The sequence below is a fragment of the Photorhabdus africana genome, from assembly GCF_035181445.1.
GTDB lineage: Bacteria > Pseudomonadota > Gammaproteobacteria > Enterobacterales > Enterobacteriaceae > Photorhabdus > Photorhabdus laumondii.
Window position 1 is genome coordinate 118,162 of the sequence record NZ_JAXBVE010000007.1, and the last position, 14,484, is coordinate 132,645.

At 40.8% G+C, this 14,484-nt stretch carries 13 protein-coding genes; all 13 read left to right on the forward strand.

The genetic code is table 11. From position 1 onward, the window contains the following. Nucleotides 1-212 precede the first annotated feature (212 nt). The 13 genes from SLS51_RS06205 (at nt 213) to SLS51_RS06265 (ending at nt 14,476) form a co-directional block, all read left to right on the forward strand. A complete protein-coding gene (locus SLS51_RS06205) occupies nt 213-662 on the forward strand; it encodes a phage tail protein (RefSeq protein ID WP_011146620.1) in 450 nt (149 codons plus the stop codon). Nucleotides 663-735: 73 nt separating this feature from the next. Beyond that, nucleotides 736-1,812, forward strand: a complete 1,077-nt coding sequence (locus SLS51_RS06210) for a phage tail sheath family protein (RefSeq protein WP_323836510.1) — start codon at nt 736-738, stop codon at nt 1,810-1,812. 57 nt (nt 1,813-1,869) lie between these two features. After that, nucleotides 1,870-3,156 carry a phage tail sheath family protein gene (locus tag SLS51_RS06215; RefSeq protein ID WP_323836512.1) on the forward strand — a complete coding sequence of 429 codons (1,287 nt, stop codon included), beginning with the start codon at nt 1,870-1,872 and terminating at the stop codon, nt 3,154-3,156. Between the two features lie 54 nt (nt 3,157-3,210). After that, nucleotides 3,211-4,377 carry a phage tail sheath family protein gene (locus SLS51_RS06220; RefSeq protein WP_323836514.1) on the forward strand — a complete coding sequence of 389 codons (1,167 nt, stop codon included), beginning with the start codon at nt 3,211-3,213 and terminating at the stop codon, nt 4,375-4,377. 18 nt (nt 4,378-4,395) lie between these two features. Then, nucleotides 4,396-4,854, forward strand: a complete 459-nt coding sequence (locus SLS51_RS06225) for a phage tail protein (protein WP_323836516.1) — start codon at nt 4,396-4,398, stop codon at nt 4,852-4,854. Next, the gene (locus tag SLS51_RS06230; protein WP_113026746.1) at nt 4,851-5,030 is read left to right on the forward strand and encodes a DUF5908 family protein; all 180 of its coding nucleotides are present in this window, start codon (nt 4,851-4,853) and stop codon (nt 5,028-5,030) included. Before SLS51_RS06225 ends, SLS51_RS06230 begins: the two co-directional genes overlap by 4 nt. After that, nucleotides 5,017-5,700, forward strand: coding sequence for a CIS tube protein (locus SLS51_RS06235; protein WP_323836518.1), 684 nt, complete (start codon nt 5,017-5,019; stop codon nt 5,698-5,700). Before SLS51_RS06230 ends, SLS51_RS06235 begins: the two co-directional genes overlap by 14 nt. Next, entirely contained in the window at nt 5,697-7,301 is a 1,605-nt protein-coding gene (locus SLS51_RS06240) for a phage baseplate assembly protein V (protein ID WP_323836520.1), read from the forward strand. The genes SLS51_RS06235 and SLS51_RS06240 overlap by 4 nt, the downstream gene beginning before the upstream one ends. A 12-nt stretch (nt 7,302-7,313) precedes the next feature. Further along, nucleotides 7,314-7,736 (forward strand): GPW/gp25 family protein, encoded by a 423-nt coding sequence (locus SLS51_RS06245; RefSeq protein ID WP_323836522.1) that lies wholly within the window; start codon nt 7,314-7,316, stop codon nt 7,734-7,736. Continuing rightward, on the forward strand, nt 7,733-8,149 hold the full coding sequence (locus SLS51_RS06250) for a contractile injection system spike tip protein (RefSeq protein WP_323836524.1): 417 nt from the start codon (nt 7,733-7,735) through the stop codon (nt 8,147-8,149). Before SLS51_RS06245 ends, SLS51_RS06250 begins: the two co-directional genes overlap by 4 nt. 83 nt (nt 8,150-8,232) lie before the next feature. Beyond that, entirely contained in the window at nt 8,233-10,035 is a 1,803-nt protein-coding gene (locus SLS51_RS06255; RefSeq protein ID WP_323836526.1) for a baseplate J/gp47 family protein, read from the forward strand. Nucleotides 10,036-10,061: 26 nt separating this feature from the next. Continuing rightward, nucleotides 10,062-12,863 carry a baseplate wedge protein gene (locus SLS51_RS06260; protein ID WP_323836528.1) on the forward strand — a complete coding sequence of 934 codons (2,802 nt, stop codon included), beginning with the start codon at nt 10,062-10,064 and terminating at the stop codon, nt 12,861-12,863. Between the two features lie 179 nt (nt 12,864-13,042). Next, on the forward strand, nt 13,043-14,476 hold the full coding sequence (locus SLS51_RS06265) for a contractile injection system tape measure protein (RefSeq protein WP_323836530.1): 1,434 nt from the start codon (nt 13,043-13,045) through the stop codon (nt 14,474-14,476). Nucleotides 14,477-14,484: the final 8 nt, after the last annotated feature.

Below are 14,484 nucleotides of genomic sequence, written 5' to 3' on the forward strand. Positions count from 1 at the left end.
GATAATTTTAAATATTAATAATTGATATTTGAAATTAATGTGAATTGACTATAATTCAAAGTGATCATTAATGTGATCTCAAATTCACCGAGTAACGTTCCTATATAAACAGGTTAGTGCGGTAGCTATTGTCTATCGCTAAATACCAAGAGAAATAAAGCGATAACCGCACTGACCTACCCTCTATAAATAATAAATTAAGGAAATAAACTATGTCCGTAACTACAGAACAAATTGCTGTTGATTACCCAATACCAACTTATCGATTCGTTGTCTCCGTTGGTGATGAACAAATCCCTTTCAACAACGTTTCAGGGCTAGATATCACTTATGATGTAATAGAATATAAAGATGGTACCGGTAATCACTATAAAATGCCGGGTCAACGCCAGTTGATCAATATTACGCTGCGTAAAGGGGTATTCCCTGGGGATACTAAACTTTTTGACTGGCTTAATTCCATTCAGCTTAATCAGGTTGAGAAAAAAGATGTTTCAATTAGCCTGACCAATGAAGCCGGCACCGAAATTTTAATGAGCTGGAGCGTGGCAAATGCGTTCCCAACGTCATTAACCTCCCCTTCTTTTGATGCCACCAGCAATGATATCGCAGTTCAAGAGATAAAACTCACTGCGGATAGAGTAATGATTCAGGCCGCCTAAAACGCCAGAATAACGGCTGAATTCATCATTCTACAATTCATGCAAAATATCGCTCAATAATTGGAGGCAATATATGCCAATAACACCAACCCATCCCGGCGTTTATATTGAAGAGGACGCCTCACTATCACTCTCCGTTCGTTCCAGTGCAACGGCAGTGCCTGTTTTTGCAGTTGAAAATAGCAATTCATTATTATCAAAACATCCTTTTATCCGAATTAATAGTTGGTTGGAATATTTGACACTAAAAAGCGGGAAATTTAATTCTAACGACAAACTTGATATTTCACTGCGTGCCTATTTTATTAACGGCGGTGGATATGGCTATCTTGTCAAAACCAACGACTTAGCAAACCAAATTCCAAAACTGGATGATGTCACCTTACTGGTTGCTGCCGGAGAAGATATCAAAAATGCGGTAAGTACACTTTGCCAATCGGGCAAAGGATTATTCGCCATTCTGGATGGTCCAACCACAGAGTTAAATTCTAATGGCTCATCCCAAAATGATTATGATCTAAACTCTTTTGCTACCGTTTATTACCCTTGGCTGACCGCTGAATGGGGAGAAAATAAAGCCAGCGTTGATATTCCACCTAGCGCCGTGATGGCCGGTATTTATTCCAGTGTCGATAACAGCCGAGGTGTCTGGAAAGCACCGGCAAATGTTGTATTACAAGGCGGGGTGAAACCGAAATTTAAAGTCACTGATGATTTGCAAGGTACCTATAACACCGGTAAAGCCATCAATATGATCCGTGAATTTCCAAATACCGGTGTCACCGTCTGGGGCGCTCGCACACTTGATGATAGTGATAACTGGCGTTATATCCCGGTTCGCCGCCTATTTAATAGTGCAGAGCGAGATATCAAAAATGCCATGAGTTTCGCGGTATTCGAACCTAACAGTCAACCCACTTGGAAAGCGGTACATCGTGCGATCGATAACTATCTTTATGCCCTCTGGCAACAAGGGGGATTAGCCGGTAACAAAGCGGAACAGGCTTACTTTGTTCAAATCGGTAAAGGGATAACCATGACCGATGACGATATCAAACAGGGCAGAATGATTGTCAAAGTCGGTATGGCCGCGGTTCGTCCTGCTGAATTTATTATTCTGCAATTTACCCAAAATGTTGCCCAATCTTAATGGGGCGAATAATCGATTCAAGATCACCTCATACTTATCCTATTTAAGGAAAACCCCATGACTTCCGCAACCTATGCCACACCGGGCGTTTATATTGAAGAGGACGCTTCACTATCGCTATCAATTAGCAATAGTCCAACCGCCATTCCCGTCTTTATTGGTAAATTTTTTGACAAAGACGGGAATCAACCTGCAAAGGGAAGCTGTATTAGAATCACCAGTTGGTTGGATTTTATCTCACAGTTTTCACTTTCACCGGCCGTATCAGTAAAGGCTACAAATGTGGGTGAAAATGCCTCAAAAACCTATGCCGTTACCGTCACAGCCACTTCTCTCAGTGCCTTTGCTGTACAGCACTATTTTAGTCATGGCGGTGGAGTCTGTTATCTGTTGCCATTGATAACGACAGATGAATCAGAATTAGCAAAGCTGCCAGACCTGATTGAAAAACAACAAGAGATCACCTTATTGGTCTGCCCTGAAACGGATGTAACACTAAAACAAAAGGTCTACGGGGCGGTAAACTCCTTATTACAGCAAAAAGTAGGTTACTTCCTACTCGCTGATAGTACAGATGGGGAAAATAAACCCACTACTCAACCGGATAAAACCGCTGTCTATTACCCTAATCTAGAGACCTCTTTTACTTATAGCCAACCAGCAGATGCTGATATTAAGCTAGATGGCTATGGCGGTGTTGAAACTCTAGCCAAACTGAAAACGGCTTCTCTAGGGGAATACACTAAAGCTAAAAAAGCCGTCGATGACAAATTAAAGTCCACTAAAATTACCTTACCCCCAAGCGCTGCCGTTGCGGGTGTTTATGCGGCGACCGATGCCAGTCGTGGCGTCTGGAAAGCCCCCGCTAATGTGGCATTGAATAATGCCAAACCATCCGAGCCGATCACAGATGATAAGCAAGGTACCATGAATGAAGCCGGTATTAATGCCATCCGTGCTTTTAGCGGCAAAGGTACGCTAATTTGGGGGGCCCGTACGTTAGATAAAACAGACAACTGGCGCTACATTCCAGTACGACGTTTATTTAATGCAGCGGAACGAGACATCAAGCGGGCAATGCGATTTGCCGTCTTTGAGCCTAACAGCCAACCCACCTGGAAACGAGTACAAGCAGCCATTGACAACTACCTCTATCAACTTTGGCAACAAGGTGCCCTAGCGGGAAATAAGCCGCAGGAAGCCTACTTTGTCCAGATCGGTAAAGGTATCACCATGTCCGACACTGACATTCAGCAAGGCAAAATGATCGTCAAAGTGGGTATGGCCGCAGTGCGTCCGGCTGAATTTATTATCCTTCAATTTTCACAATACGTAGCACAGTAACCTTATTGAGGCGCGGTTTAACACCGCGTCTATTCAATCATTGAGGAGATGATAATGACAACAGAGACAAAACAGCCGGGCGTCACGATAACGGAAAGCCGTATATCCCTGCCACCAAACAATGAATTTATCGGTGTCCCCGTTTTTATTGGTTATACCCAAGAAAACCCAAGCAACAAAACTGCCGTCAAACTAAACAGCCTGACCGAATTTACCCAAGCATTTGGTGAATCAGGATTAATGTACTACTCCGTGCGTCACTTCTTTGAAAACGGCGGGCAACAAGCCTATGCACTGTCATTGGGTGATTATCAATCGTCAACCCATTTCCAACTATTGATCACCACCCTACAACAAGCATGGGTAAAACAAGCCATTTCCGCAGAAAGTGAAATCACATTGATTGTTGTGCCTGACACTACCCGTTTTAATGATCCCGACACTCAAAAAAGCCTTTGGCAACAAGCATGGCAATCAATACTTGAACTTTGTAAAAGTCGGCGCGGGATCATGGGGTTACTGGATGCCCCGGACGATCCAACACTAGCTGCTGATTGTCTGGCTGATTTTTCCTCAAGTGATCGCCAATGGGGGGCCGTATACTGGCCAAGACTGATAAGTACCTATCAGGAAGAAGATAAACATATCGTACTTTCACCTACTGCTGCGATCGCCGCCGTCATTCAACGCAATGACCACCAAAAAGGGGTGTGGACTGCTCCCGCCAATGTTGCTTTAGCCAAAGTGATCAGCCCGGTACGCTCTTACATTGAAGCAGGTGTCCTCCTTAATCTTAATCAAGAAGGCACTTCGTTGAATCTGGTTCGCAGCTTCCCCGGCAAAGGGATTAAAATCTGGGGCTGCCGCACGCTGGACAACACGCCGGGTTCCCCCTGGCGCTATATCCAAATTCGCCGTCTGGTTTCCTATATCGAAACTCATATAACCCAACTCGGTCGAGCCTTTGTCTTTGAATCCAACAACGCCATCACCTGGATGAAATTTAAAGGTCAAGCCCACAACTGGTTACGTCAATTATGGCTAAAAGGTGGATTGCGAGGCACAAAGGAAGATCAGGCATTTGAGGTGTTACTGGGTGTTAATGAATCAATGAGTGAAACCGATATCTTGGCCGGAAAGATGATCATGAAAATCAAGCTGGCCCTGTTAATTCCGGCGGAATTTATTGAGCTGAGTCTGACGTTTGATATCCGTAACTAATCCAAACAGGGGAAAAACATGCACAACTTATACACCCCATCAGTATCGCACCGTTTTATCGCCAGTTTTCTGTTTAATAGCATTCCCAGCCCACTTGATATCGCCTTTCAGCGCATATCGGGCCTGAGCCGAGAACTGCAAACCACCCAACACAGCCAAGGTGGAGAAAACGCCAGAAATATTTGGCTAGCCGAGAAGATCCAACATGGCAGCCTGATGCTAGAGCGTGGTGTCATGACCATCACACCGCTCACCTTAGTGTTTGATCGCGTTCTGCGTGGTGAGAAAGCGATGTATGCCGATGTCGTTATCATGCTACTGAATGAACAATCATTGCCCGTAGCAAGCTGGACAGTCAGTAACGCGCTGCCAGTTCGCTGGTCCACCAGCGACTTCGATGCTAATAGCAACACTGTACTGGTGAACTCTCTGGAATTACGTTATCAGGATATGCGCTGGTTAGGAGTAAAAGCATGACGGTAGAAATTAAAGAACTGATTATTCAGGCGAAAGTCATCGATCCGACGAGTGATCAACTCTCCCCTCGAACATTAGCTCAGGAAAAACTGGATAACGCCCGTTTAATTGAGATGGTGAAACGGGAGGTATTAGAAGCATTACGTGAAACAGGAGGTGCTTATGAGTTTAATTGAACGTGGTTTATCCAGACTCACCCTTTCCGCCTTCAAAGACCGGGAAGGAAAAGTTTCCGTGGGGAGCTTACAGGCGATGTATAACCCCGATACCATTCAGCTTGATTACCAAACCCGTTACCAACAGGATGAAAGTGTTAATCGTGCCAGCCAAAGCAGCCGTTATGTGCTATCTCAGCCCGCCGGATTATCCTTAGTCCTGCTGTTTGATGCATCAATGCCCGGCAATAACACACCAATAGAAACACAGCTTGCAACGCTGAAATCCCTGTGTGCGGTTGATGCCAGCACCAAAGTACCTCACTTTCTTAAAATCAAATGGGGCAAAATGCGTTGGGAAAACAAGGGTTATTTTGCCTGCCGGGCCAGTGGCCTTGCCATCAGCTACACCTTGTTTGACCGAGACGCCACCCCATTACGGGCCAGTGCGACCTTATCTCTGGTGGCAGACGAAAGCTTTGTTATTCAGGCTACCGAGCGACAGTTAAAATCGCCTCCGGCCACTGCGGTTAGCGTGACTGACATGCTTTCCTTACCCTTAATCGCCTTAGGTGCTGGCGCTTCTCTGGCCGGTGGTATCAATTATCTCTCGTTGGCATGGCAAAACGGTCTGGATAATCTTGATGACTTTACCCCCGGACAGACCCTACAAGCTCGGGGGGATGCATGAAAATACCCTCAGTAACTATCAAAATAGGTGGTAAGACACTTAATCAATTTACCGTGATCAGCCTGACAACCAACCATCACATCAACGGCATCCCTTCGGCCAACATCACTCTAGGTATCGCCGGTGATGTCAACCATATCTTCGACACCAAAACACAGGATGAATTGGCAAGCTGTCGTCCGAACCATGAAGTGATTGTGCAAATGCAAAAAACCGTGTTGTTTAAAGGAGTCATCGTTCGGCAGAATCTGGGGCTTAAAGGTCAAGACAGCATCATTACCCTGACAGCAAAACATCACCTGCAAAAATTAACCCATAGCTTTCACTCACAGCTATTCAATAAACAGAGTGATGAAGCGATTATCAAAAAACTCTTCAATCAAAATGGCATCCAAACGACGATAAAGCAGGCGCCTCAACTTAAAACCGTTCATGAACAAATGGTGCAATTCCGTTGCAATGACTGGGCATTTCTAAAAAGCCGATTGACTGCCACTAACACCTGGCTGTTGCCCGGCAACGAATCGGTTACCTTGATAACACCCAAGGCCCTGAATCAATCAACGGTACATACCCTTCATCGACATGCCAATAATGCTCAAGATATTGTGCTATTTGAAGCGGATCTCCAGTGGAATAACCAATACAGTCCTAAAACGGTGAGTGTCCGCGCTTGGGATATTACTCAACAAAAGCTTTCTCAAGCAATCAATACCCAAAACAGTCGGCTTGGCAGTCATAAATTAGCCGTGGACAGTATCGCCGCACTGGCCGATAAAGAGTGGCAATGGGCTTACAGCTATCCATTGGATAATGAACAAGCCAAACATCTTGCTCAAGGCATTATGGATAACTTACGCAGTCATAATATATCCGGCAGTTTTGAAATCGAAGGCAATCATCATTACCAACCGGGGGATGTTCTGGCGTTAAATGGCTTTGGTCAAGGAATGGATGGTCAAGGGATTATCACCGGCATACATCAGATAATTAATCAGAAGCAAGGCTGGCGCACTCGATTAACTCTAGGCATGCGGCCAGATATGGAACCGCCGGTGCCACAGGTGAAAGAGTTACATATCGGTATCGTGGAAAAATATCAGCAAGACAGCCAATCGCTGGGGCGTATCCCGGTCAGAATACCGGCATTAAACCTAACTCAAGGTGTCCTTTTTGCCCGGCTAGGTAAACCTTATGCCAGTCATGAAAGCGGATTTTGCTTTTATCCAGAACCGGGAGATGAAGTGATTATCGGATTCTTTGAATGTGATCCCCGTTTTCCGGTGATATTAGGTTCCATGCATAATCCTAAAAATAAACCGCCGTTAGAACCCAGTGAAAAAAATCCGGTGAAAACCTTAGTTATTAAGCAAGGAGATAAACAACAGGCATTAATATTCGATAATAAGGAAAACACCGTGGCACTTAATAGCGGAGAAAATAAAGTTTCTCTGCAACAGGATAAAGATATTACGCTCAATGCAACGAAAAATCTCATCACTCAAGCTCAAGAAATTAACATACAAGCAGAAAAATCTCTGTCGGCCACAGGAAAATCTGGCGTCGATATTAAAGGCGCGAAAATTAACTTAACACAGTAATGAGGTATTGAAATGACAAACAAAATATTAGCCGATATTTATGGGCGCGGCTGGAAATTTCCGCCACAGTTTTCTCTTGAGACTGGCGTAGCAATGGCCAAAGGAGCCGAAAATGTTCGCCAAAGTATGAAAATCCTTTTTTTAACTGAACCCGGTGAGCGGATTATGCGTGAAGATTATGGCTGTGGCCTGAATGATTATATGTTTGAAAATATCAGTGATGAATTGTTATCGGAGATTCAAACCCGCATTGAAGAACGCGTATTGCGCTATGAACCCCGCGCAGAAATCACCGATATTCAGGTAACCCAAAAAACAAATTCACCGAATACCTTACATATTCAAGTGACCTATGCTTTAAGAGGCAGCGCAATCACTCAACAACTTGAAAGCATTCTCGAAATCAACGAAGGTCAGGCAAAGGTAACTTTATGAGCAAACAACTAATAGTCGATGGTGATAGTCTGCTATTTGAGCCATTATTTGGTAACCGGCAGGTCACTATTTTGGGACCGGCAATTATTAAAGGCAGCGGGCACGCGCAAATCCAGGGCAAAAAGATCGCCATTGTGGGTGATGAAAAAAAGGTACAACTTCAAGCGCAATATATTACTTCCAGCCATCCAACACTCGGCATGGGTATAGTCACCATTGCCCAATTGGATACCAGCCAGCAAGTAAACTTTTGCTGTAGCCCTGACTCAGTGATTATTGTCGGGCAACAATTTACTGCTCGTTTTACCCCGACACAACCAGCGATTAATCCGTCAGGCGTACCGGATATCACAACACCCAGTATGGGGAAAGGCCGTTTTATTGCCAGCCAATATACCGTCAGTGCCGGATAAATAACGCTTAAAAATTTATTATTAAATAACGATTCTATTGTACAAAACCATCAGCAATATATTAAAATAACAGGTGGTATAATATGGGACTTACCGAATTAAAAAATAAACTCGCCGCTATCGTACCAGAGACAGATTTTAAACTTGATGAAAGAAGTACACTGGATATTTTAAACTGGCTTAAAGAATATGCGGCAAAAATCCCTTTTGATCAAGATAGAAATAAGTTCTGGGACAGTTTCTACTTTATTCATAAAAATACTCCCGAGAAATTAGCGGATATTTACCAAAACATTAATAAAGCCGATGGACATTTACCGGCTCATCAAACTTTTATATTATCTTTTTTAAAACTGTTAGAAACAACCAAAGTTTTATTTAATACTTTTCCGGCACGGCATCGTGATCTCTATTACCGGGAATTATTGGGACTGAAACCGAGAAGTGGCCAAGCAGATAGCGTTGCTTTAAGCATTACCTTAAATACAGATAATGCAGAATATCTTATCCCTAAAGGAACCCTATTTGATGCCGGGCAAGATAGTGCCGGAAATCCGTTACAATATGCATCAGATGCTGATTTATTAGCGAACCAAGGGAAACTAACCGATCTACGTTGGCATCGGAAAGATAATAGTAATTGGAAGTCGGCAATCCTATTAAGCGACACAGATAACATTGAATTACCTGAAAACGGTATTCGACTTTTTAGTGAAACATCCAATGATGTCAGTATTCAATTAGGCGACCAAACCTGGAGCCAAGCAAATATATCGTCATCAGCCAATGACACATTTTATTTAGGTTTTACCGATGTATTACCGGGGCAAACTTTATCCCTGTACTGGCAATTAGAAGGTATTAGAGAACTCCCTTTATCTTGGTTTTATCTTAATAAAAATAATACTTGGCAGCCATTAACTCAACCAATTCATGACCAAACCCGCAATCTGTTTGATAAAGGAAGTTGGAGTGCCCTATTACCTCAGGATGCTTCAAATCAAACCTCCCTCATGCCAACACATAAATACTGGCTAAAAGCCGAAATGATACCAAAGGTATCTGGTGAAAAATCGCCTAATTATCCAAAAATTAAAGGTCTGCTGTATAACGCTATAACCGCTACTCTAATTAACGTAGAAACCATTGCGTCGGATCACTTGTTAAACGGATTAGCCGCCAACAGCATTAAACAGCCGGTGAACTCATCCGTTGCAATCAGTGAAGTGGCTCAACCTTGGGCATCTTGGAATAGTCGTCCAAAAGAAGATGAGCAAACCTTCCTGAAACAGGTTCCTGCACGGCTATCCCATCGTAACCGAGCATTGAATTGGGGCGATATTGTCACCTTACTAAAAGAGCGGTTTGTTAGCATATTTGATGTCAAATACCCTTCTATCAATGAATTAACCAAAATACCAGCACCAGAAAAACGCCAATTAATTGTCATTCCTGATAATCGCTACAAAGATAATGATGATTCACTCCGCCCAGAATTGAACCAAGCTCGATTAACTGAGATGGTCGAATGGTTAGATCAATTAAGCAGCCCTTGGACAACCATTGAAATTAAGAATCCCACATACGTTGATGTCCCGATTACCTATGAATTGATATTTACTCCAGGCGTTAACCCCGATTATGGTCGTCATCAATTACAACAGGAACTGAGTCGAATATACATGCCGTGGGGAGAAAATACAGCTATTGGCGTAACACCAGGTAACCGCATTGATTATTACCAGTTATTAGCCACCATTCAACAATCACCTTGGGTTGAACGGGTCACTAGTTTGACTTTAAAAAAAGGCAGTCCATCCACTGATGTCATAGGTAAAAGTGTTGAAGCCGACGATGACGAAGTATTGATTTTAGTCTGGAAATAAAAATCCCTAAACGAAGGAATTCACAAATGAATAATCGAGATATGCTATTTCCCATTATCAAAGACGATATTGCCTTTGATTCTTTACTTGCTCAGGCAAAAACCGTTATTGAACAACAATCCGGCCAATGTTGGAACGATATGGGGGAAAATGATCCGGGGATCACCTTATTAGAAGCTTGTTGTTATGGGGCATCTGATTTAGCTTACCGCCATTCATTACCACTGAAAGATCTTCTTACTCCTAAACAAGAAGAACAAACGCTCCGCAATGGTATTTTCCCTAAGGAGTTTGGCCCACAACAAATATTAACCTGCGGACCCATCACCGAAGAGGATTATCGCCGGGCTTTATTAGATTTGCATAGCAACGACCAAAGTGATGGCTATTTTCTCTTTAATGATGTACAGCTTATTCATGAACCTGAAGATCAACGCTATACATACTGGTATAGCAAACAAAAGCGGCAATACAGTTTTATTAAAGATCAAGATAGTTCTATTGAGGATCAATATAGTTTTATTGGAGTTCAAGACAGTTCTATTGAAGATCAAGATAGTTCTATTGAAGACCAATACGAAAATACACCACAATTAAAATTAACACTGAGGGGAAACTATTGGCTTTATTTGCTCCCTAGCCGGGAAATCGAAGAAGATCAAAATAAAAAAAATCAAGCTCAGGAAAAGTTGGAAGATTTTCTGAGGGACAATCGCAATTTGGGTGAATCAGTCAGCAAAATTATTTGGCTAGAACCCATCGATCTCTCATTGAAGATTGATATTCAGCTTGATGATGATGTCAAAGATATCGCTGATATATTTGCTAAAGTTTATACAACAGCGGAACAAATGATTCTTGAAAAACCACTACGTTATACCACCCAAGAAATGAAAGAAATGGGTTACGATCATGAAGAAATTTTTGATGGGCCTTATTTGAATCACGGCTGGATACTCAAACTACCTCCGGTTAAGGATTACAACAACCCTATGATATTAAATCTAAGCCCTTTGGTTAACCAATTATTAACAATCAAAGGCGTTCAAAGCATTACCCGATTCACATTAGATGATAATAATGAAAAGATTTCTAAGTTACCAAATGATAATTGGTCCTGGAAAATCGATCAGGGATACTATCCCAGACTATGGGGCAACGATCCATTAGCATTAATTACCTCAGAATCAAGCCCTCTCATCATTACCGCCAAAGGAGGGATTAAAGCCAACGTGATTAAACAACAGGTAAAAGAAAAAATAATTTCAGAACCTCTGATTAATACACAGCCTGAATTATTAAATTGGGGAAAACATCGTAAGGTTCTGGATTACTATCCAGTGAGTAATAAATTACCTGCTTGCTATGAATTACAAACTAATACTCAGCAGAAAATACAATTACATCAGTTCATGTTACCTTTTGAACAAATGCTAGCTAATAACTGTGCTAATCTCGCCTTGTTACCAAAACTATTGGCTTTTAAACAACGAGGAAATAATGTACATGGTACTCAATGGCCTTTTCAAGAAAATAGTGTGGGTCAAAATGTTCATCAAAACATAAAACCTAATTTAATTGACCAAGTGAATAACGAAGCTAAAATTGATAATAATAAAAACTATGCTAAAGAATTAATCATTCTAGATTATCTATTACGATATTTTGGGGCGCAATGTGCAACCCCTCTCCTATCACAAACCTCAAATTCTCAGGAAGATTTTCTATCTACTCAACGAGAATATCTTGCTCAACAACCAGAACTAACCTATCAACGTAATAATGTTCGTATTGATAAGGTATCAGCACTGCAAAAACGTATCGCTGCCCGGTTGGGTCTGGGAGGGGAATGTTTTAAAGAAAAACCAGACTTAGCTAACCTTCCTTTTTATTTAATTGAACATAGGCAACTCTTACCAGTAAAACCTACGCAGGAATACAATAATAAGACAATCCCTAATAATATCGAAGTCAAAAATGAGCAATTAACAATCACGCAAATAGGTTCCGCAGGTAAGTTACTACGAGGTCAAGTTATTAACTTAATTATCAATATAGGTTATGCTAATCGCCTTTTGCTGAATCAGATGATCACTGAGGTAACAGGAAATATATTCACCCTTAACATCAATAACAGTAATGTTTTAAAAGAAAATCTAGAAAAGGTGCAACTAGCATTTAAAGAAAATAAACTAAGCTGGCAAAACAGCTCAGAGTGGATGGAAGATATAGATTATCAACTGGTTTATGCCGATCATCTCCCCTCAAGTGAAGCAGAAAAAGAATACTGGATTACTATCAACGACAAAAGCCACTTCCCTGCCATGATTGGAAAGGATGACGAAATCACTCTAAATGATAATAAAAATCATGAAATTAAAGCATGCGTAAAGAAATTTAATCCTATTAAGAGACAAATATTACTTAAAAAAAAATCAGACTCAATAAATAATTTCCCAAGAAAGGAAATAGCATCACTCTATCACTGGCATTTTTCCGGAGAAAGATATGTCCAAGCTGATCATTTTTCATTTGTGGTCAGTGTGGTACTGAATCGCGAGCTAATTGGCAGTGACAAAGTTGATCTATACGAAATAGAATCTTGGGTGAAAGCTGAGATTTTAGCCGAATTACCAGCTCATATTTCACTCGTTATTCATTGGCTTTCACCAGAACATTTTAATGATTTTGCCAACACCTACAAACGCTGGCAAAACAACGGCGCTTCCTTAGGGGACGCAGCATATGAAATTTTAAAAACATTAACACTCGGAAAACCACCTACTACTTCATCATCCGAAGAAAATTTTATACCTGATGCATCATAATAATAAAAAATTTCAGCCGAAAATCAACGTACTATAATAATTAATAAACATTTAGAACAATGTGCGCCTTATAATATGAGATATATTATAAATAAAAACTCCAGTTAATTATGATAACATATTTCACATTCATATTTTTACGCTTGATTACATTTACTAACCATAAAGGAAATATAAACATGGTCTTTGAGCAAAATATGTTAAACCGAATAACCATTATTATTTCAGCTAATAACACGCAGGCAGCTAAAAAAGTATTAAATGGCTCCCTACTAAATCAATCCAATATAAATAAGTTAATCAACTTCTGTTTTAATCAATATGTCATTAACCAAAATATCTATTTGGAATCACTCACCTTGAATCTTGGCGAAATAACTTTACATAATTTTAATTCACTGTTTCCTGCTCGGCTTAATGCTAAATTAAATCAAGCATTAAGCCAATATCAGGTAAATAATCAGACTGATATTGAGAAATTTATTCATTACTTACAGCAAAAAAACTCCATATCAAACCAAATAGAAGGGATTAAGAATAGTGAAATTACTGACATCAATATTAAGCAATTAATTAATCAATTACCCCAGATACAAAACAACTGGACACTCTTATTAGCAAAAAGCTGTTTATCTGAACATAGTTTACAAAAACTTTTGTCTATCAGAGAGCCCATTTTATTAACTGCCATTAATCATAAATTATCGGAAAAAATAATTACACCGCAGCATCAGGAGGAACCCATTTCCTCCTGCCAACTGATATTAAATGCTTTGAAATATATACAACAGCATAATACACAGGAAATACCTGAATCCGACGCAAAAATTATCTCACGTATCACGACTGAACTTAATAACGGTGCAATTAATATAGCACCTATTATTACATTATTTCGCCATGCTATAGCCAACCATATTCCATTAAATAACTGGTTAAAACAACTTTGGCAAACAGTACCAATTTCACAACGTTGTAAAAAACATCTATCGGATGGAGAATACCAATACCTATCGGAATACTTTATTACAACAGAAGAAAATAACCATAACCAACATCGAATTGATAACACACAACTCTCTGAAACAACTTTATTACCTGAACAAGTTCTTCTTCGTCAGGTAAATAATGCTGGAGTATTGGTTTTATGGCCGATATTACCTGCTCTATTTAATCAACTCGGTCTACTTGAAAAGCAAAAATTTATCCATCGTCAAGCTCAATTCAGTGCCGTTGTCTTCCTTGATTACCTAATTTGGGGAACTGAAAAGGCACCGATAGAACACCAGGGATTAAATCCTATTTTATGTGGACTCATGGCTGATGAAAATATCGAATCAGTGCCCATTGAGCCAAAACAACAGTTGGCAACAGAGCAATGGCTGGATACCGTTATTACTCAACTTCCTGGCTGGAAAAAATTAAGCCGCAATGATGTTCGCCAATTATTTTTACAACGAGCGGGAGAATTACGAATAGATGAACAGGAAATCAACATCACAATTCAATATCAACCGTTTGATGCACTATTAGCTGACTGGCCCTGGCCATTAAATATCGCCAAATTGCCTTGGCTGGATCGCCATTTATTAATCAACTGGCAAAAAATTTAAAAGGTTTA